Raw genomic sequence first — 20,733 nt, forward strand, 5'->3', positions numbered from 1 at the left:
ATCAATTATTTTTTTCCTGCTTTAGATTTTTCTTCTTCACTCACCTTGATTTCTTCCTCGATCTGCCAGTCTTCCGTAGGTCTGCTCTGCACCGGGCGTAAGCGTTCCTGCAACCACTGGAAAGCGATAAACAAAGTAGGCACGATGAAAAGTAATGCCAGCGTACCGATCGTCATACCACCGACTACCCCCGTACCCAGCGAACGGTTACCATTGGCTCCTACACCGCTGGACAACATCAATGGGAACAGACCGAAGATCATCGTCAATGCTGTCATCAGAATCGGACGCAGACGGGCTTTAGCTGCACTTACCGCAGAAGCGATCAGTCCCATGCCTGCCTTACGGCGTTCGGCAGCGTATTCGGTCAGCAGGATGGCTGTCTTTGCCAACAGACCGATCAACATAATCAAACCTGTCTGCAAGTAAATGTTATTCTCCAGTCCGAACATCCATGCGAAGAGGAAACTTCCCATCAATCCGCAAGGCACACTCAGAAGCACGGCGAACGGAATGATAAAGCTCTCGTACAATGCACTCAGAATCAGATAAATCATCAGGAAGCAGATACCAAAGATGATCATTGTCGTACCGCTTTGCTGATTTTCCTCACGGGTGATGCCTCCGTAATCATAGCCATATCCCTTGGGAAGAGACTGTACGGCTGTTTCCTGTACGGCCTTGATAGCGTCTCCCGTACTATATCCGTCTGCCGGCATCGCATTCACGGCGATGGAATTGTACATATTGAAACGGCTCAGCGACTCTGCACCGTAGCTGCGTGTCAACGTTACGAACTGGCTCAGCGGAGCCATCTCTCCGTTCGACATACGTACGAAAGCATTGTCCAGTGAGGTTTCGTCCAGACGGAATTGCGGGTCTGCCTGAATCATGACTCTGTATACTTTAGAGAAACGGTTGAAGTTGGACACGTACTGACCGCCATAATAACCGGACAGTGTACTCAGTACCGCATCCGGTGTAATGCCTGCGCGTTTACACTTGGCTGCATCCACCTCTACCGTCCACTGCGGATAGCGCACATCGAACGTAGAATATGCCATCGCAATTTCCGGACGCTGGTTCAATACCCCCAAATATTGCTGGGTAGTGGTAAAGAATTCGTTGATATCACCGCCCATCTTATCCTGCATATGGAGTTCCAGCGCATTACCCATACCGTAACCCGGAATCATACCCGGCGAAATAGCGAAAACACTGGCATCCTTGATATCGGCCGTACGACCGTACACCTGACCGATGACTGCCTGTACATTATCCTCGTCATTCGGACGTTCGTCCCACGGTTTCAGCTTCAGAATCAACATACCGAACGAGCTTCCCTGTCCTGCCAGCAATCCGTAGCCGGCCACTTTCTGCACGTGCTTAATCTGCGGAATATCCATCAGACGCTTTTCGATGCGTTCCATCACTTCGTCGGTCGTAGTCAGCGAACTACCGGCCGCCGTACTTACATTGACGAATACCACACCCTGGTCTTCGTCCGGCACCAGACTGGTCTTTGTCGTGTTCATCAGGAATACAAGCAACACTACGGAGCAAACGAGCAGCGACCATGCCAGCCATCTGCGTTTGATAAAGATCAGCACCACATTCTTGTATTTCTCTATCAGAATATCGAAAGCCGAATTGAATGCTTTACGGAAACGTGCCGCAAAGTTATTCTTCTGCGTACCGTCTTCATTGATATAGGGTTTCAGCAGCAACGCACACAATGCCGGACTCAGTGTCAACGCATTAATAGCGGAAATACCAACGGCAACCGCCATCGTCAGACCAAACTGGGTATAGAACGTACCGGAAGTACCGCCCATGAAGGATACCGGAATAAATACTGCCATAAACACCAGCGAAGAGGTGATAACAGCATTACTGATGCCTTTCATTGCATCGATACTTGCCATATAGGACGACCTGTACCCCACGTCGAAGCGTGCCTGCACCGCCTCGACGACAATAATGGCGTCGTCCACCACCGTACCGATGACAAGCACGAGCGCAAACAGCGTGAGCAGATTGATACTGAATCCTGCCAGCGCCATGAAAGCAAACGTACCGATGAGCGAAACAATGACTCCCACCAAAGGAATCAGCGTAGAACGGAAGTCCTGCAAGAACACATATACTACAAGGATAACCAAGATAATCGCCTCGATCAACGTCTTCACCACCTCATGGATAGAAGCGAACAGGAAGTCGTTCGAACTCATGATCTGCGTCAGTTCCACTCCTTTCGGAAGGTCTTTGCGGACTTCTTCAAGTAGTTCATCAATATTCTGATTGACTTCGGTCGCATTGGAACCTGCCGTCTGGAACACCATACACGAAACGCCCGGATGACCGTCCATTCCACCGTGATAAGCATAGCTATCCTGTCCCAACTGTACCTCGGCGATGTCTTTCAACTTCAAGACCTCACCATTGACCGTAGAACGAATGACAATATCTCCAAATTCTTCCGGAGTGATCAGACGTCCTTTATATTTCATTGTATACTGATAGGTTTCGTTCGAGTTTTCACCGAATGAACCGGTAGCCGATTCGATATTCTGCTCGGCTAGCACACCGGTGATGTCCGACGGAATCAGTTTGTACTGAGCCATCACGTCCGGCTTCATCCATACACGCATACTATATTCACCTCCCATAATCATCAGGTCACCTACCCCCGAGATACGAAGAATCTGCGGTTTGATATTGATACTGATATAGTTGGAGAGGAAATTTTCATCGTAGCTATCGTCCGGACTGGAGAGCGAGAACATCTGCAGGATACTTGTCTGACGTTTGGAAGTTGTCACACCGACCTGCGTTACTTCTGCCGGAAGCTGTCCCGTCGCTCTCGACACGCGGTTCTGTACGTTGACCGCTGCCATGTCCGGGTCTGTTCCCTGCTTGAAGTACACGGTGATACTCACTGTACCGGCATTGGTGGCGCTGGAAGTCATGTAAGTCATATCTTCCACACCATTGATCGCTTCTTCCAAAGGAGCAATCACACTCTTCTGCAAAGTTTCCGCACTGGCGCCATAATAGGTGGTACTCACCATAATGGTCGGCGGAGCAATATCGGGATATTGTTCAACGGGCAGACTGAACAGCCCGATGATACCCACAACGACAATCGTAATAGAGATGACTGCCGATAATACGGGGCGTTCAATAAAGGTTCTTAAATTCATGGATGATTCCTCCTTTGTTTAATTTTCAGTAGTTGTCATAGATGCCTGGGCAGTCTTTGCCTTAATCGGAGTACCTTCACGAAGCAATCCTACGCCTTCCGCCACAATCACATCGCCCGGAGCCAGTCCTTCATCCACGATAAATTCGCGGCCGCCGTTCACACGGGTCACCTGCACCAAAGCAGATTGCGCTTTGCCGTCTACTACCTTATATACATATCTCTTATCCTGTATCTCGAACGTAGCTCCCTGCGGGATAACCAAAGCTCCCGTTTTCTGTACCGGAATCACTACGTTACCCGCACCGCCGCTGTGCAGCAATCCGTCCTTATTGGGGAAAACGGCACGCAGGCTGACAGTACCCGTCGAACGGTCAATGACTCCGCTGATAGACTCGATCTGTCCCTGTTCGGGATAAGCCGATTTATCGTTCAGCTGCAAGTCGATGGCGGGCATACTTTTCAGCGCCTCGTCTTTAGAGCCATACTGGCGAATCAGTCCCAGCAACTGGTTTTCCGTCATTGAGAAGTAGACGTACATATCCGAATTGTCGGAAACGGTGGTCAGCGGTTCGGGGATACTGGAACTTACCAACGCACCTACGCGATAAGGCAATGTACCTACCACTCCGTCTGCCGGACTCTTCACTACCGTATAAGAAAGGTTATTACGGGCGCTCACTTCTTGTGCCTTGGCCTGCGCCAGTTGCGCTTTGGCAGCCAGAAGAGAATTTTTTGCCGTACTCAGATCGAAAGCGGAAACTACATTCTCCTTATACAGTTCCTCTTTGCTGTCGTAAGTCAGCTGTGCCGTCGCCAGAGACGCTTTGGCTGACTCCACATTCGCCACTGCCGTCTGCAGGGCTGCCTCATACGGCACTTGGTCGATGATGAACAGCGTCTGTCCGCTCTTCACCCGCTGTCCTTCGGTGACACTGACTTTTGTCAGCGTACCGCCTACCTGTGGATAAATATCGATGTCCTGACGTCCGCGGATAGTTGCCGAATAGGCACTCGAAATCATCCGGTCGGTCGGAGAGACGGTCATTACTTCATATCCTGTTTCCATTTGTGTGGGTGGAGCTTGCTTACAACCTGCAGCAGCAACCAGACAACAGAGCAATAATAGCCCTTGCTTCATTTTACATACCTTTTTACTCATTGTGTTACCTATTAAAATTTTTGATCGCGGCAAAGGTAGACTCTTTTCACCATAGAAAACTGGTCATAGTGTTTAGAGTTTTGTTCATTTTCGGAACAATATGAGCGATATTTAGTGAAAAAGTCCTATTTTTGCCCACTAAATAAGAATAGTTATGATACAGAGAAACTCTACCCTTGCCGTTCTCCGGGAATCATTTGTTGCCGGAAGCGATGAGAATTTGTCACCTATCATGCATCACCTCTGGAAAATGGAAGGGGGTGCCATCTATTTCTGCCGCAGCGGATGGGCACACGTCACCATCGATCTGAAAGAGTACGAAATCGTCAAAAACACTCAGGTGGTACTGCTGCCGGGAAGCATTATCCGCATCAATGGCAGCAGCAGTGACTTCACAGCTTCCTTTTTCGGATTTCCAAAGGACATGTTTCGGGAAGCCTGCCTGCGGTTAGAACCGACCTTCTTCCGCTTTATGAAGGAAAGACCGTGCTATGTGCTTCCCGATAAGGATACCGGAGCTATCAACGGATTGATACAGGCGACAACTGCTATTTATAATGATCGCGAGAACCGCTTCCGCAATCAGATAGCCAAGAATCATCTCCAGTCTTTCATGCTGGACATTTACGATAAATGCTACCGCTACTTCGACAAACAGGAAATAGAAGGGGGAAGCCGGCAGGACGAAATCTTCAAGAAGTTTGTCGCATTGGTGCACGAAAACTGTATTTCACAACGGGAAGTTAACTTCTACGCCAACGAACTTTGTATTTCGACCAAATATCTGACAGGTATCTGCCGTAGTGTGACCGGAGATTCTGCCAAAAAGATCATTGATGATTTCGCCATTCTAGAGATCAAGGTACTGCTCCAATCCACGGAGCTGACAATGCAGGATATAGCCGACCGGCTCGGTTTCCCGGACCAGTCGTATTTAGGAAGATATTTCAAACGGCATGAAGGAATGTCGCCCAGAGAATATCAAAACAGATATGTCATATAGCAATCAAAAAAAAGAAATAATTATTATATATTATAAGGAGTAAAGAGACCCGGATACAAACCATAAGATTGTGCAAAACCAGTCATTTTGCTATAAAATTAATAGAAATTATCATCTAAAGACAACAATGTATAACTTTTATTCCTACATTTGCAGCCAAATGATAACTTATTAATAAAAATACCAATACCATGGCTAAAATAACCAAAGAAGCCGCTTTGCTCTATCATTCACAGGGCAAACCCGGTAAGATCGAGGTAGTTCCTACCAAACCTTACAGTACTCAAACTGATTTATCACTTGCATACTCTCCCGGCGTGGCAGAGCCTTGCCTCGAAATAGAGAAGAACCCGCAGGACGCTTACAAATACACAGCCAAAGGCAACCTGGTAGCTGTTATTTCTAACGGTACAGCCGTACTCGGACTCGGTGACATAGGCGCACTGAGCGGCAAACCGGTGATGGAAGGCAAAGGTCTGCTTTTCAAAATCTACGCAGGTATCGACGTATTCGACATCGAAGTGGACGAGAAAGACCCGGAGAAATTCATCGCTGCCGTAAAAGCAATCGCTCCTACTTTCGGCGGTATCAATCTGGAAGACATCAAAGCTCCCGAATGTTTCGAAATCGAACGCCGTCTGAAAGAAGAACTTGACATCCCTGTGATGCACGACGATCAGCACGGAACCGCTATCATCTCCAGCGCCGGACTGGTAAATGCCCTGCAAGTGGCCGGAAAGAAAATCGAGGATGTGAAAATCGTCGTAAACGGTGCCGGAGCATCTGCCGTATCTTGTACCAAATTATATGTATCACTGGGGGCACGCCTCGAAAATATCGTCATGCTGGACAGCAAAGGCGTTATCAGCAAGACACGTACCGACCTCAACGAACAGAAAAGATATTTTGCCACCGACCGCACGGATATCCACACACTGGAAGAAGCGATCAAAGGCGCCGACGTATTCCTCGGCTTGTCCAAAGGTAACGTACTGAGTCAGGACATGGTGCGCAGCATGGCTCCCATGCCGATCGTATTCGCACTAGCAAACCCGACACCGGAAATCTCTTACGAAGATGCAATGAGCGCCCGCCCCGACGTATTGATGGCAACCGGACGTTCCGACTATCCGAACCAGATCAACAACGTAATCGGCTTCCCGTACATCTTCCGCGGCGCACTCGATACACAGGCCAAAGCAATCAACGAAGAAATGAAAATCGCAGCAGTACACGCTATCGCCAATCTGGCAAAACAGCCTGTACCTGATGTAGTGAACACAGCATACCACGTCAACAACCTCTCTTTCGGTCCGGAATACTTCATCCCGAAACCGGTAGACCCGCGCCTCATCACCGAAGTTTCCTGTGCCGTAGCCAAAGCAGCCATGGAAAGCGGAGTGGCACGCACGGAAATCAAAGACTGGGACGCTTACTGCGTGCATCTGCGCGAGCTGATGGGATACGAATCCAAACTGACCCGCCAGCTTTATGACACCGCCCGCCGCAACCCGCAACGTGTCGTATTTGCCGAAGGCATCCATCCCAATATGCTGAAAGCCGCCGTCGAAGCAAAAGCCGAAGGCATCTGCCATCCTATCTTATTAGGAAACGACGAAGCAATCGGCAAACTGGCCGAAGAACTCGACCTGAGCCTGGAAGGCATCGAAATCGTCAATCTCCGCCATCCGGACGAGTCGGAACGCCGCGAACGCTACTCACGCATCCTTGCCGAAAAACGTGCCCGCGAAGGCTTTACCTACGAAGAAGCCAACGACAAGATGTTCGAACGCAACTACTTCGGTATGATGATGGTAGAAACCGGAGATGCAGACGCATTTATCACCGGACTCTACACCAGATACAGCAACACCATCAAAGTTGCCAAAGAAGTAATCGGCATCCAGCCCGGATTCAACCATTTCGGAACGATGCACATTCTTAATTCAAAGAAGGGTACCTACTTCCTGGCAGATACGCTGATCAACCGTCATCCGGATACGGAAACTCTGATTGACATCGCCAAACTGGCTGACAAGACAGTCCGTTTCTTCAACCATACACCGGTCATCTCGATGTTGTCGTACTCCAACTTCGGCGCCGATACCTCCGGCAGCCCTGTCAAAGTGCACGGAGCGGTGAACTATATGCAGAAGGAATATCCGGAACTCGCCATCGACGGTGAAATGCAGGTGAACTTTGCCATGAACCGCGAACTGCGTGACGCCAAGTATCCGTTCACCCGCCTGAAAGGTAAAGACGTGAATACGCTGATCTTCCCGAACCTGAGCTCCGCCAACGCAGGATACAAACTGCTGCAGGCAATGGACCCCGATACGGAATTTATCGGCCCTATCCAGATGGGACTGAACAAGCCTATCCATTTCACTGACTTTGAAAGTTCTGTCCGCGACATCGTGAACATCACAGCCGTAGCCGTGATCGACGCCATCGTAGTGAAGAAGAAAAACGAAAGCCGATGAGAAGGCCGTTATCAAAATCACAAATAGTTTGCGTCAGCCTGCTTTGGCTGGCGCTTTGCTATTTAGTTCTCACAAAAGCCGAACGTATTGACGGTATGACAATAGTAATGCTTGTCATTTCGGCAGCATTAGTCTTTATTCCTGTCTATAAGTCGATGAAAAAGAATAAATAAATATCTTTTTTCTGAGTTTTAATGCAATAAAATATCAAATTTGATGTTTTATTGCATTTTTCTTTATAAAATGTTTGCTAGTTCAATTTTTATCTTTACTTTTGCAACCGCATAAAAGAAATAGGTAATCGAAATTTAATCAACCAATAAAAGAAAAAAAGATTATGAATGCAGCAAAGGTATTAGACGATCTGAAAAGACGGTTCCCCAATGAACCGGAGTATCATCAGGCAGTAGAAGAAGTACTTTCTACTATTGAAGAAGAATACAACAAACACCCGGAGTTTGACAAAGCAAACTTAATCGAACGCTTGTGTATTCCTGATAGAGTATTTCAGTTCCGTGTAACTTGGATGGACGACAAAGGTAATATTCAGACAAACATGGGTTACCGTGTTCAGCACAACAACGCTATCGGCCCGTACAAAGGCGGTATCCGTTTCCACGCATCTGTAAACCTTTCTATCCTGAAATTCCTTGCCTTTGAGCAGACATTCAAAAACTCACTGACTACGCTGCCTATGGGTGGTGGTAAGGGTGGTTCCGACTTCTCTCCACGTGGTAAGTCAAACGCTGAAGTAATGCGTTTCGTACAGGCATTCATGCTGGAACTGTGGCGTCACATCGGTCCTGAAACTGACGTACCTGCAGGTGATATCGGTGTAGGTGGCCGCGAAGTAGGTTTCATGTTCGGTATGTACAAGAAGCTGGCTCACGAATTTACCGGAACATTCACTGGTAAAGGTCGCGAATTCGGTGGTTCACTGATTCGTCCGGAAGCTACCGGTTACGGTAACATCTACTTCCTGATGGAAATGCTGAAAACCAAAGGTACTGACCTGAAAGGCAAAACTTGTCTTGTTTCCGGTTCGGGTAACGTAGCTCAATATACAATCGAAAAAGTAATCGAACTGGGTGGTAAAGTAGTTACTTGCTCCGACTCTGACGGTTACATCTACGATCCGGACGGTATCGACCGCGAAAAACTGGATTACATCATGGAACTGAAGAACCTGTACCGTGGCCGTATCCGCGAATACGCAGAGAAATATGGTTGCAAATATGTAGAAGGAGCTAAACCTTGGGGTGAAAAATGCGATATCGCACTGCCTTCTGCCACTCAGAACGAATTGAACGGCGACCACGCCCGTCAGTTGGTAGCAAACGGCTGTATAGCTGTATCTGAGGGAGCAAACATGCCTTCTACTCCGGAAGCTATCAAAGTATTCCAAGACGCTAAGATTCTGTACGCTCCGGGTAAAGCAGCTAATGCGGGTGGTGTATCAGTATCAGGTCTTGAAATGACTCAGAACTCCATCAAGTTGAGCTGGAGCGCTGAAGAAGTAGACGAAAAGCTGAAGAGCATCATGAAGAATATCCACGAAGCCTGCGTTCAGTATGGTACTGAAGCCGACGGATATGTAAACTATGTGAAAGGTGCTAACGTAGCCGGATTCATGAAGGTTGCCAAAGCTATGATGGCTCAGGGTATCGTATAATCAGCAAGATATAAGAAAGCTATAGTCATTTTTAAGATAAAGGCTCCCGCCTTCCGAAAGGAAGAACGGGAGTTTTTTATGTTGTACCGCAGCAACTGCAGCAGTAAAATCAACGTAATAATATAAAAAGACTAAATGTCTTAAAAGTAAAAAACGATATACTACTTATCCTATCAGTCAATCCCCGGCATCAGAACAACGCCGAGCTTCTTCTTACCATCCATCTTGACTACCATCGGCTTTTCAAAGCGGACATGACGCAGGAATTTCGTTTCTTCCACCGCAGGTTGGGCGTTAAGGAAATCCTGATTGTAGACTCCGTCATTCATAAAGGCATTGATCGTAAAATAGCCTACGCCGAACGAAGTGAGGTTCTGGAAGAAGTGAGTTCCCTGACTCGGATCTACACGATAATTGGTCAGTCCGGCCTCCACTATCACACGGGCGGCGGAGATATGCGGCCACTTCACCGGAATCCCCAGCCATGTGTCACTGCTGCCCCAACGCCCCGGACCTACGAGCACATAATTCCTTCCTGCATTGAGGAATTGCAGGTTCATCTTCTCTATTTCCCAGGCAATGGCCTGATTGTTCGAAGCACTGTATCCATCCGTCTTGACATAGACGATATCATAAATTTCGTTCATGACGCCATGCCCCAATGAGTTATTGGAACGGAGCACCACGTCTTCATCCGGTATCAGCGTCAGGTCTTCGTCCAGCATTTCTTTGCTGTCCACAATCGGGCGGATTTGCAACAGGTAGAATGTACCCGTCTTATCTTGTTCACGGCTTAAGGTCGCGGCAAACTCAATCTCCACCGGGCGCCGCATTTCCTGTTCACCGTACTTCAAAACCAGTTGCAGGATGCGTGCCAGCGGGAATACATCGTGTTGAAGGATATTGGCAAACGTGATTACCTTGCGTCCACCGGGATACAAACCGTCACGGATCACCTGGTCATACGGATCGTAAGTAGAAGCGATATAGCGCAACGAACCGTCACTTTCGGCTTCCTTCACGTGAAGTTTCAACAGGTTAAAGCCATCGTCGATAGAGAAATCATGCCCTGCGTTTTTCAAGTCCAATGCGTAGAAACGGGTCTGTGTTTCTTTCAAGGCTATCTCCATTTCACTGGTTTGCAACACTTGATTCGGGTGATAAGGAGAGAAACGAAGTGTCATACCTCCGTCTACAATATATTTTCCTAATCCAAGAGCCAGATTCACCGTACCTTCTTCGGCTTTTTCATCTCCCAAGGGGTAGTAATTGAGCGAACGTGCCACGCCGGACATAGACGGGTAGTAACGGTCTCCGTATTGATTTCCCACGACTTCCTGCAAGATAACCGCCATCTTTTCCTGGTCGATCACGTTCGATGTAGCCTGCATATAGGCTTTACTGTCTCTGAAGTAAACCGAAGCATAGACTCCTTTGATCGCATCGGAAAGCATACGGAGCATTTCGTAACGGTCGTCCAGATAAGGAATCATATACGTATTGTATATTCCGGCAAACGGCTGATAATGAGAATCTTCCAACAAGGAAGAAGAACGGATGGCAATCGGAGACTTCACCACATCGAAGAAAGTAAAGAAATCCTCTACCAACCGGTCGGGCAGTTTCGCCTTTAGGAAATATCGTAGAATCGTATCATCGTCGGCATCCGAAAGAGCGATTTGATAGAGATTATTGGTCTCCATAAACTCGTCGAAGACATCGGTACACAGCACCACTGTCTTAGGAATTGCCACCCGCGCATTTTCGAACTCTTCAAATTCGGGATAACGCTTCACCATATTATCAATGAAGGCAAGGCCACGACCTTTTCCTCCCAGCGAACCGTCGCCGATACGGGCAAAGTTGGAGTAACGGTCGAAACGGTCACGTTTGAAGACGGCAACCACTCCCTGATTTTTCATCTTCCGGTACTTCACGATCGCCTCGAAGATAATCCGGCGGTGTGCATCTACGTCCTGAAGACTGGTCCACGTGATCGGCTTCAGAAATTCGGCTACCGGAAACATGGCACGCGAATAGAGCCAGCGCGAAACGTGATTCCGGCTGATATGGTACAAGAAAGACTCGGCAGGCACGGCAAACAGGATATTCTGCAACTCTTTCAGGTTCCGCACACGGGCAATCTCCTCTCCTGTCTCCGGATTGCGGAACACAAAGTCACCGAACCCGAAGTTATCGGAAACGATGCGCCGCAGGTCAACGTCCATCTTTTTAGAATTCTTATCGATAAAGCTGGCACCGTATTTGGCGGCATACGAAGAGTTTTCCGATTCGGAGGACTGGATAATCAACGGTACGAACGGATCGTTCTTGCGTATGGCGGCACAAAGCTTGATACCTGCCAGACCGTCTTTCTCGCCCCGTTCCACTTTCGGGAAACGGACATCGGTAATGACTCCTAATATATTATTCTGGTATTTGCGATAGATTTCCATCGCTTCCTGATACGTACGCGCCAAAACGATTTTAGGACGCCCACGCATACGAAGCGTGCGCTGGTGCGCATTCAGAGCTTCGGTAGAAAATTCCTGGCTCTGCTTCAACACGAATTTATACAGGTTGGGAAGAATGGAAGAATAGAACCGGATGCCGTCTTCCACCAAAAGTATCATCTGCACGCCTACTTCCTGCACATCGTGTTCGAGATTCATCTTATCTTCCATCAGTTTGATAATAGAAACCAACAGGTCGGTATTGCCCAGCCAGCAGAATACGTATTCAAATGCGCTCAGGTCTTCGTTGATAATCCGCTTCGTAATACCGTGACTGAAAGGAGTCAGGATAACGATCGGAATATGTTCGTATTTCTCTTTAATATGCCGACCAATATCAAAACTGTCATTGTCTCCCGTACTCGGCATACAGATCACCAGATCGAATGACATATTCTCCAACTGCGTCAATGCCTCCTCTTCCGTAGAAACCTGTGAGAAACGAGGCGGATAACGAAGTGACAAGGATGTATATTCATTAAATATCTTTTCGTCAATGCGTCCGTCATCTTCCAGCATGAAAGCGTCATACGGGTTGGCAATCAACAGAACATTGAAAATCCGCCGTGTCATCAAATTGGCGAATTGCGTATCTTTGAAGTAAAGCTGGTTTAATTTATACTTGCTGAGCATAGTCTCTTTCTATTTTTTATTCCATAATGAAATGATTCATAGTACAGTCTACTTGACGTTTACTCTGCAAAGTTAATTTTTTAAATCTCATTTGCTATCATCTTCTTTATAAAGTTTATAATAGGTAATAAGTAATAGGTAACAGGTAATAACCATGCGGTTTACAGCGCAGCTTATTACCTATTACTTATTACCTATTACCTACTACTATCATTTTATCATTATTCAATCAAAATATCACCATAAAATCAATCACATTTGAAAAATTTTCCTATATTTGCAGTGTGAGTAGTTTACATTTTATCAGAATAACCTTTTAAAATATGATATCATGAACATCCAGAAAATCATGTCCTCTTTGGAGGCAAAGCACCCCGGTGAATTAGAGTATCTTCAAGCAGTAAAAGAAGTTCTTCTTTCGATCGAAGATATATACAATCAGCATCCCGAATTTGAAAAGGCCAAGATCATAGAAAGACTGGTAGAACCTGATCGTATCTTCACTTTCCGTGTCACTTGGGTAGACGATAAAGGGGAAGTTCAGACCAATCTCGGTTATCGTGTACAGTTCAACAATGCAATCGGCCCGTACAAAGGCGGTATTCGTTTCCATGCTTCCGTCAACCTCTCCATTTTGAAATTCCTCGGCTTCGAGCAGACATTCAAGAATGCGCTGACTACCCTTCCGATGGGTGGCGGCAAAGGCGGTTCGGACTTCTCACCCCGTGGCAAGAGCGATGCTGAAATCATGCGTTTCTGTCAGGCGTTTATGCTTGAATTGTGGCGCCATCTGGGACCGGACATGGATGTACCAGCCGGTGATATCGGTGTAGGCGGACGCGAAGTAGGTTATATGTTCGGTATGTACAAGAAGCTGACCCGCGAATTTACGGGAACCTTTACCGGAAAAGGACTGGAGTTCGGCGGTTCGCTGATTCGTCCGGAAGCTACCGGATTCGGCGGTTTGTACTTCGTTCATCAGATGTTGCAGGCAAAAAATATAGATATCAAAGGCAAGACAGTCGCTATCTCCGGCTTCGGTAACGTAGCTTGGGGCGCTGCTACCAAGGCGACCGAATTGGGTGCCAAAGTAATTACGATCTCCGGACCGGACGGATATATCTACGATCCGGACGGCATCAGCGGAGAAAAGATAGATTATATGCTCGAACTTCGGGCTTCGGGCAATGACATCGTTGCTCCTTACGCCGAGAAATATCCGGGTGCAACCTTCGTAGAAGGCAAGCGTCCGTGGGAAGTAAAAGCAGATATTGCACTTCCTTGCGCTACTCAGAACGAATTAAATGGAGAAGATGCACAAAATCTCATAAAAAATAACGTTCTTTGCATTGGAGAAATTTCCAACATGGGATGTACGCCGGAAGCAATCGACTTATTTATCGAAAAGAAAATAATGTATGCTCCGGGTAAGGCAGTCAACGCCGGTGGTGTTGCCACTTCCGGACTGGAAATGTCTCAGAACGCCATGCACCTGAGCTGGAGCGCTGCTGAAGTGGACGAAAAACTCCACGCCATCATGCACGGTATCCATGCACAATGCGTGAAATACGGTACAGAACCCGACGGATATATCAATTATGTGAAGGGAGCTAACATTGCCGGATTCATGAAAGTAGCTCACGCAATGATGGGACAAGGTGTTATTTAAAAGAGACTTTGTTTAGTTGTATTTGTATTTGTGGTTTGCGCTGCTCGCCTCCTGTGACAGGACGCGGGTAGCGCTATTTTTTTGAGATTAACATTATTTTCTTCAATGGAATTAATTATCTTTGTAGCATTATACAGTAATAACAATAAAAAATGCTACAACCCGAATTAAAACTCCGCCGCGACAAGATTCGCAGTCTGATGGTGTCACAGGGCATTGATGCCGCCCTCATTACTTGTAATGCTAATTTAATCTACACCTATGGCTGTGTAGTCAGCGGCTATCTTTATCTCCCTCTTCATTCACCGGCACTGCTGTTTTTCAAGCGGCCCAACAATATCACAGGCGAACACTCGTTCCCCATCCGCAAGCCGGAACAGATCGTCGATATTCTGAAAGAAAAAGGGCTGCCTTTGCCCACTAAACTGATGCTGGAAGGCGACGAACTTCCTTACACCGAATATGTTCGTCTGGCAGGTTTGTTCCCGGACGCTGAAGTCGTGAACGGGACACCGCTGATCCGTCAGGCACGTAGCGTGAAGACAGCTATCGAAATTGAGATGTTCCGTCGTTCGGGCATGGCACATGCCAAGGCATACGAACAGATTCCGTTCGCATATTACCCCGGAATGACAGATATCGAGTTCTCGATAGAAATCGAACGTCTGATGCGCCTTCAAGGTTGCCTCGGCATCTTCCGCGTGTTTGGACGCAGCATGGAAATCTTCATGGGAAGTGTGCTGACCGGAGATAATGCCGGTTATCCTTCTCCCTACGATTTTGCTTTAGGGGGTCGCGGACTCGATCCTGCCCTGCCCGGAGGCGCTGACAAGACTCCGCTGAAAGAAGGACAAAGTGTTATGGTCGATCTGGGAGGCAACTTCAACGGATATATGGGCGATATGAGCCGTGTGTTCTCTATCGGCAAATTGTCGGAAGAAGCATATACCGCTCACCAAGTTTGTCTGGATATCCAGGAAAAGATCGCTTCGATAGCCAGACCCGGCATTCCCTGCGAAATGCTGTATAACACTGCAATCGAAATGGTTACCCAAGCAGGTTTTGCCGATAAGTTTATGGGAACGGGACAACAAGCCAAGTTCATTGGTCACGGCATCGGACTTGAAATCAACGAAGCGCCTGTACTTGCTCCGCGCATCAAGCAGGAGCTGGAACCGGGCATGGTCTTTGCTCTCGAACCGAAAATCGTTCTTCCCGGTGTAGGCCCCGTAGGTATCGAAAACTCTTGGGTAGTGACAAACGAAGGAGTTGAGAAACTGACTAACTGCAACGAAGAAATTATAGAATTGTCATAAGGGACTGACTAAAAAGTCAATAGTATCTTAAATCTCCTCCTTCGGGAAGGAGGAGTACCCGTAGGGGGAGGTGGTAGGTGAATACATAACCCTATCATTTACAAAGTAATAGGAACAAACATTATTTCTCCTACCACCTCGGTCTGCGACCACTCCTCCTTCCCGAAGGAGGAGATTTGAGATAGAATCGACTTGTTAGTCACCCCAATTTGAACAAGAAAAGCTATTTTACAGGCTTCAGTCCCATCTTCGCCGCCCGTTCCAGCATAAAAGCATAGGCTGCCTCATACTCATTGGGGATAACTCCATCCAGAATAGCATCCTTTATCGCACTTTTCAAAGCACCGACTTCACGACAGGGCTGTAAGCCGAAAGTTTCCATGATCTCTTCTCCACTCACCGGAGGCTGGAAATTACGGACACGGTCCTTTTCTTCAAGGTCTTTCAACTTTTGGCGAACCAGCTGGAAGTTATTCAGAAATCGCTGCTTGCGCTCCATGTTTTTCGAAGTGATATCCGCTTCGCAGAGTGTCATCAAGTCGTCGATATCATCCCCCGCCTCAAAAAGCAGACGGCGCACGGCAGAATCCGTCACTACATCATCCGCTATCACAATGGGACGCATGTGCAAGCTGACCATTTTCTGCACATACTTCATCTTTTCATTCATCGGCAACTTCATCTTCCGGAAAATATTCGGAATCATCTTTTCACCGATAAAATTATGATTATGGAACGTCCAGCCCACTTTAGGCTCCCAACGTTTCGTTGCGGGCTTGGCGATATCGTGCAGCAAAGCTGCCCAGCGCAACCAGAGATTATCCGTCTTTTTGCTGATATTGTCCAACACTTCCAGCGTATGGTAAAAATTGTCCTTGTGCGACCGTCCGTTTCGTGTTTCTACTCCCTGCAAGGCAGCCAGTTCCGGAAAAATTAACGGCAGCAGTCCGCTTCGTTCCAGTTCTACAAAGCCTTTTGAAGGGATAGGTGAAAGAATGATCTTGTTCAGCTCATCCGCAATCCGTTCACGGGATATGATTTCAATCCGGTCTTTGTTACGGCAGAGCGATTCGAACGTATCGTCATCGATATAAAAATTCAGTTGCGTGGCAAAGCGGATGCAACGCATCATGCGCAGCGGGTCGTCACTGAATGTGATATCCGGATCGAGCGGTGTGCGGATGGTCTTTTCCTTCATGTCCGCCATGCCGCCAAACGGGTCAACTAGTTCGCCAAAGCGTGCTTTGTTCAGGCAGACAGCCATCGCATTAATAGTAAAGTCACGGCGGTTCTGATCGTCCTCCAGTGTTCCGTCTTCTACGATGGGCTTCCGTGAATCCCGTTGATAGGATTCTTTGCGGGCGCCTACAAATTCGACTTCCGTACCTTTATATTTCACTTGTGCCGTACCGAAATTCTTGAAAACAGAGACGTGTGCACCACGCCCCAAGCGTTTTCCAAGTGCTTCCGCCATCGCGATTCCGCTGCCTACTACTACTACATCTATATCTTTGGAGGGACGTTGCAGAAAAATATCACGAACGTAACCGCCCACCACGTAACACTCCAGTCCGAGTGCGTCAGCGGTTTCGGCAATGTGTCCGAAGATCGGTTCGCTAAAATACTGTTTCAGTTCCTCTTGAGTCAACTCTATCATCTTTTTAATGCTTAACGACTGGCAACAGACAGTTAAATAGTTGATGAAAACACCGGCCGGCGGTCCATAATCATCAAACACTTATTGCCAATACAAGTTTTGAGGGGGCAAAATTACAAAAATAAGGGATATATTTGTATTTTTGTCGCTATAAAGTAAACGATGAACGGGCGAGGAACGGTAAACAGCAAGTAACACGAACGGCAAACCGCAAGTAACGAACAGTTGGCGGTAAGTCGTGAACACTGCACGTCCCATCTCCATCGCAAATCGTCTAATAGTAAAATGTAAACGGTATGATGAAAAAACTGATTATCTTTTTTTGCGGCACGCTGGCACTGACAGCCTGCGGAAACGGCATCGAGAAAAAAGCCAATGAAAAACTGACGATTGCCCGTGCTGCCTACGAACGTGGCGACTACGAAGAAGCAAAGACACAAATCGACAGTATCAAGATTTTGTATCCCAAAGCATTCGAGGCCCGCAAAGCCGGTCAGGAATTGATGCTGGATGTGGAACTCAAGGCTCAACAAGAGATTCTGGCCTTTCTGGACAGTGCTCTCCAAGCAAAGCAAGCAGCGTTTGACGCCATCAAAGGCAAGTACACCCTGGAGAAAGACGCCGAATATCAGCAAGTAGGCAACTACATATGGCCTACACAAGCCATTGAGAAGAATCTCCATCGTTCCTTCCTTCGCTTCCAAGTGAGCGAACAGGGAATCATGAGCATGACTTCCATTTATTGCGGAGCCGGCAATATCCATCATGTAGGCGTCAAAGTGACGACCCCCGACGGCAGTTTTGCCGAAACTCCGACTTCGAAGGACAGCTACGAAACATCGGATATGAACGAGAAAATAGAAAAAGCCGATTACAAACTGGGAGAAGACGGTAACGTGATCGAATTTCTGAACCTCAACAAGGACAAGAATATCCGCGTGGAATTTATCGGCGACCGTAGATACACAACGACGATGAGTCCGACCGACCGCCAGGCAGTAGCAGGCGTTTACGAACTGTCGAAAATCCTTTCTGCCATACAGCAAATCAAAAAAGAACAGGAAGACGCCAATCTGAAAATCGGATTTATCAATAAGAAAAAAGAACGGAAAGCACTGGAAGAAGCTGCCGAAGAATAAGAGATCTTTCGAAGAGTAATGGCTTTCCGGAAAAAGGAAAAAAGCTGTTATCGGAGAAGGAAAAATAAAAATCGGTAAGCGATGGATATTTGTGTTTATCAAAGATAGCACATTTATTTTTTCATCGCTTACCGATTTTTATTTCAATTCAAGAGACTGTTCTCCACTTATCATTAGGCACAAATAGTAATGATATTTCATTCCAACTTTAAAGAGACGCAGCATTGTTTTCTTGCTCGCACCCTTTTACTTTGGAGAAACGGCGTAAACCAGCATCCTAAAACGGCGTAGCCTGCCTACATAAAACGGCGTAGCCTGACAGGTAGAAAGGGCGCAGTCTCCAAAGGCTTATTTCACTCTCCTATTCAACTGATTATTAGCCTTTTCCACCTTTGACTTACCTATCCGTTTCCCCGTCCCTTTCTTTTTTCCGGCAGCGGGCTTCGCCTTTCCGGCAAACGGATTGTTACTTTTTTTGATTGGCATAACTTAACAAAGCATCATTCTCCTTCGTAATACTCACCCAAAAACCAGCGGGCAATAAAGTCCCAGTTTTCGTGCAGCAGCTCTTTTCCGTTCTCGAAAGGGAATTGCGCTTCCGGCAGCAGGTCATGTTCCATGCCGTACTTCAGCAGATCGAACGGGCACAGCCCTTCCTCGCAGAAAAGTTCGTACGCTTCTTCCTCAGCTATTTCCGCATTATACAGCGGATTCCGTTTGTCGGCAAAGTAACGGGCTACATCCGGACCTATCAGCAAACCTTTCGGATTAGCATACATCACGAAATCCGAAAACTCCTTCAAGTCGGGCAACAGAGCATCTTCTTCGTCCTCCCATTGCAGGGCCTGCACAAAGAACAGTTTCAAAGCCTCATACGAATCGAAGAACATCAACGGCTCGCCACCACTCGCTTTCAGGAAGCGCTCCACATTCACGGGCAACTGATCGCCCGGCGAGGCAACAGGCAAAGCAGTCCGCTGCTTCTCCATCAACTCCGATTCCATCAGCCAGTCTCCGGCAAGTCCGTCACTGATAGGCGCTTTCTCGAAAACATCCTCCAGCTGCGCATAAATCACATCGGCAAACTCCAGCAAGTCCGCATCCAAGGGATTCTCCACACCGTCAAAGTCATCGCCTACCGGTGAGTTAATTCCCCACAGCAAAAAAGCGATATCCTCTTTATTGATCTCGTCGATGAGATAACCTTCCGACAATTCATAAAACGGCAGGTAACGTCCGTAATTTCTTTTATGCCAACGGATAAACTGGCGCCAGTTACCTCCGTCCGTCACACAGTCTTCCAGATAAAGAGTCAGCATCAGAGTCACCTGATTCTGGCTTTCCTGCGTCTCCGACTTATATAAATAAGATTCGCTGATGACAGGCAATAAAAGATTGGCAAATTCAAGATACCAGTGATCCGTCGCCAACACCTTTGCACGGCCATGAAGATCCAGCCATGCTTTCATATAAATTTTCCCTTGTTTCATTATTATTCTGTTGCTTGTTTTAGTTTCTCCACGCCCTATTACCTATTACTTATTACCTATTCTACAGTCTTTTCAAAGCCAGTTTTATTACTTTCTCCACCGGAGCATCCGGTTCTTCCTTCAGGATAGCCAGCACCACTTTCTGCGAAGGGGCGGCGGCAAAGCCAAGCATAGTCAGAGCGGCTACCGCTTCCTCCTGCACTTCCACGCTGGCAGATTGCAGCAGCATTCCGGCAGAAGCGCTTCCTCCTGCCACGGTGGCTCCCATCGTCTTTATCTTGTCTTTCAGGTCGACAATGACACGCTGCGCTGTTTTCAGTCCGATCCCCTTCACCGTTTTCAGCAAGTTCGCATTTTCGGTGCTGATCACATTCACCAGTTCGGCAGGCGAAAGGGCGGAGAGAATCATACGCGCCGTATTGCCTCCGATACCCGACACGGAAATGAGCAGCAGGAAAATCTCCCGCTCCTGCTTGTCGGCAAATCCATAGAGCACATACGCGTCCTCCCGAATAGCTTCATAGATATATAACTTACAGTTTTTCTTTCCCTGAATAGCCGAATAAGTATTCAGGGATATGTTGGCGGCATAGCCTACCCCGTTACAGTCGATTACTGCGGTTGCCGGACTAAGTTCGGCAAGTTCGCCTTTTACATATTCTATCATATACCTTGCAAAGATAAGACAAATTCACCACAGATGAAAAGACTTTCGCAACATTTCCGCCTCGCAGTCAGAGGTGAAAAAATTAAAAATAATGCAGGCAGTAAACAAAACTTCCTAGTAATTTGTT

The 20,733-nt window shown here is 47.3% G+C and carries 14 protein-coding genes; 7 read left to right on the forward strand and 7 right to left on the reverse strand.

Annotation, left to right across the window (positions count from 1 at the left end; all coding sequences use genetic code 11):
* Positions 1–5: 5 nt before the first annotated feature.
* Positions 6–3,203 (reverse strand): efflux RND transporter permease subunit, encoded by a 3,198-nt coding sequence (locus tag ACHLI0_RS07940; protein ID WP_490748845.1) that lies wholly within the window; start codon positions 3,201–3,203, stop codon positions 6–8.
* A gap of 18 nt (positions 3,204–3,221) precedes the next feature.
* The gene (locus ACHLI0_RS07945; RefSeq protein WP_490748846.1) at positions 3,222–4,364 is read right to left on the reverse strand and encodes an efflux RND transporter periplasmic adaptor subunit; all 1,143 of its coding nucleotides are present in this window, start codon (positions 4,362–4,364) and stop codon (positions 3,222–3,224) included.
* Between the two features lie 154 nt (positions 4,365–4,518).
* Between ACHLI0_RS07945 and ACHLI0_RS07950 the strand changes: the two genes are divergently transcribed.
* From ACHLI0_RS07950 to ACHLI0_RS07965, 4 genes are all read left to right on the forward strand, one after another.
* The gene (locus ACHLI0_RS07950) at positions 4,519–5,367 is read left to right on the forward strand and encodes a helix-turn-helix domain-containing protein (RefSeq protein WP_055220158.1); all 849 of its coding nucleotides are present in this window, start codon (positions 4,519–4,521) and stop codon (positions 5,365–5,367) included.
* 191 nt (positions 5,368–5,558) lie between these two features.
* Positions 5,559–7,850 carry an NADP-dependent malic enzyme gene (locus ACHLI0_RS07955; RefSeq protein WP_008766293.1) on the forward strand — a complete coding sequence of 764 codons (2,292 nt, stop codon included), beginning with the start codon at positions 5,559–5,561 and terminating at the stop codon, positions 7,848–7,850.
* On the forward strand, positions 7,847–8,023 hold the full coding sequence (locus tag ACHLI0_RS07960; protein ID WP_008761139.1) for a hypothetical protein: 177 nt from the start codon (positions 7,847–7,849) through the stop codon (positions 8,021–8,023). Before ACHLI0_RS07955 ends, ACHLI0_RS07960 begins: the two co-directional genes overlap by 4 nt.
* Before the next feature lie 164 nt (positions 8,024–8,187).
* A complete protein-coding gene (locus tag ACHLI0_RS07965) occupies positions 8,188–9,522 on the forward strand; it encodes an NADP-specific glutamate dehydrogenase (protein ID WP_008761138.1) in 1,335 nt (444 codons plus the stop codon).
* A gap of 173 nt (positions 9,523–9,695) precedes the next feature.
* Here ACHLI0_RS07965 and ACHLI0_RS07970 read toward each other — a convergent pair whose 3' ends face one another.
* Positions 9,696–12,668: a PEP/pyruvate-binding domain-containing protein gene (locus ACHLI0_RS07970; RefSeq protein WP_008761136.1), complete on the reverse strand. Its 2,973-nt coding sequence runs from the start codon at positions 12,666–12,668 to the stop codon at positions 9,696–9,698.
* 331 nt (positions 12,669–12,999) lie between these two features.
* Between ACHLI0_RS07970 and gdhA the strand changes: the two genes are divergently transcribed.
* A complete protein-coding gene (gdhA, locus tag ACHLI0_RS07975; protein ID WP_113748882.1) occupies positions 13,000–14,337 on the forward strand; it encodes an NADP-specific glutamate dehydrogenase in 1,338 nt (445 codons plus the stop codon).
* Between the two features lie 152 nt (positions 14,338–14,489).
* Entirely contained in the window at positions 14,490–15,653 is a 1,164-nt protein-coding gene (locus tag ACHLI0_RS07980) for a M24 family metallopeptidase (RefSeq protein ID WP_008766347.1), read from the forward strand.
* A gap of 223 nt (positions 15,654–15,876) precedes the next feature.
* On the opposite strand, the gene ACHLI0_RS07985 is transcribed toward ACHLI0_RS07980, so the two are convergent.
* Positions 15,877–17,310, reverse strand: coding sequence for a CCA tRNA nucleotidyltransferase (locus ACHLI0_RS07985; RefSeq protein WP_490748847.1), 1,434 nt, complete (start codon positions 17,308–17,310; stop codon positions 15,877–15,879).
* 299 nt (positions 17,311–17,609) lie between these two features.
* Between ACHLI0_RS07985 and ACHLI0_RS07990 the strand changes: the two genes are divergently transcribed.
* Positions 17,610–18,449, forward strand: a complete 840-nt coding sequence (locus ACHLI0_RS07990; RefSeq protein WP_182426937.1) for an outer membrane protein assembly factor BamD — start codon at positions 17,610–17,612, stop codon at positions 18,447–18,449.
* Between the two features lie 348 nt (positions 18,450–18,797).
* Here ACHLI0_RS07990 and ACHLI0_RS07995 read toward each other — a convergent pair whose 3' ends face one another.
* The 3 genes from ACHLI0_RS07995 to ruvA form a co-directional block, all read right to left on the reverse strand.
* A complete protein-coding gene (locus tag ACHLI0_RS07995; RefSeq protein ID WP_008766350.1) occupies positions 18,798–18,935 on the reverse strand; it encodes a hypothetical protein in 138 nt (45 codons plus the stop codon).
* A gap of 14 nt (positions 18,936–18,949) precedes the next feature.
* On the reverse strand, positions 18,950–19,939 hold the full coding sequence (locus tag ACHLI0_RS08000) for a DUF3843 family protein (RefSeq protein ID WP_414202935.1): 990 nt from the start codon (positions 19,937–19,939) through the stop codon (positions 18,950–18,952).
* Positions 19,940–20,000: 61 nt separating this feature from the next.
* On the reverse strand, positions 20,001–20,606 hold the full coding sequence (gene ruvA, locus ACHLI0_RS08005; RefSeq protein ID WP_055220148.1) for a Holliday junction branch migration protein RuvA: 606 nt from the start codon (positions 20,604–20,606) through the stop codon (positions 20,001–20,003).
* Positions 20,607–20,733 lie beyond the last annotated feature (127 nt).

Source organism: Bacteroides sp. RCH18 (genome assembly GCF_058231005.1).

What these genes read in the sequence shown, in the direction of transcription:
- ACHLI0_RS07960 (WP_008761139.1), top strand. Translation starts at nt 7,847, where the DNA reads ATGAGAAGGCCGTTATCAAAATCACAAATAGTTTGCGTCAGCCTGCTT.
- ACHLI0_RS07995 (WP_008766350.1), bottom strand. Translation starts at nt 18,935, where the DNA reads ATGCCAATCAAAAAAAGTAACAATCCGTTTGCCGGAAAGGCGAAGCCC.
- ACHLI0_RS07980 (WP_008766347.1), top strand. Translation starts at nt 14,490, where the DNA reads ATGCTACAACCCGAATTAAAACTCCGCCGCGACAAGATTCGCAGTCTG.
- ACHLI0_RS07985 (WP_490748847.1), bottom strand. Translation starts at nt 17,310, where the DNA reads ATGATAGAGTTGACTCAAGAGGAACTGAAACAGTATTTTAGCGAACCG.
- ACHLI0_RS07945 (WP_490748846.1), bottom strand. Translation starts at nt 4,364, where the DNA reads ATGAGTAAAAAGGTATGTAAAATGAAGCAAGGGCTATTATTGCTCTGT.
- ACHLI0_RS07940 (WP_490748845.1), bottom strand. Translation starts at nt 3,203, where the DNA reads ATGAATTTAAGAACCTTTATTGAACGCCCCGTATTATCGGCAGTCATC.
- ruvA (WP_055220148.1), bottom strand. Translation starts at nt 20,606, where the DNA reads ATGATAGAATATGTAAAAGGCGAACTTGCCGAACTTAGTCCGGCAACC.
- ACHLI0_RS07990 (WP_182426937.1), top strand. Translation starts at nt 17,610, where the DNA reads ATGAAAAAACTGATTATCTTTTTTTGCGGCACGCTGGCACTGACAGCC.
- ACHLI0_RS07955 (WP_008766293.1), top strand. Translation starts at nt 5,559, where the DNA reads ATGGCTAAAATAACCAAAGAAGCCGCTTTGCTCTATCATTCACAGGGC.
- gdhA (WP_113748882.1), top strand. Translation starts at nt 13,000, where the DNA reads ATGAACATCCAGAAAATCATGTCCTCTTTGGAGGCAAAGCACCCCGGT.
- ACHLI0_RS08000 (WP_414202935.1), bottom strand. Translation starts at nt 19,939, where the DNA reads ATGAAACAAGGGAAAATTTATATGAAAGCATGGCTGGATCTTCATGGC.
- ACHLI0_RS07950 (WP_055220158.1), top strand. Translation starts at nt 4,519, where the DNA reads ATGATACAGAGAAACTCTACCCTTGCCGTTCTCCGGGAATCATTTGTT.
- ACHLI0_RS07970 (WP_008761136.1), bottom strand. Translation starts at nt 12,668, where the DNA reads ATGCTCAGCAAGTATAAATTAAACCAGCTTTACTTCAAAGATACGCAA.
- ACHLI0_RS07965 (WP_008761138.1), top strand. Translation starts at nt 8,188, where the DNA reads ATGAATGCAGCAAAGGTATTAGACGATCTGAAAAGACGGTTCCCCAAT.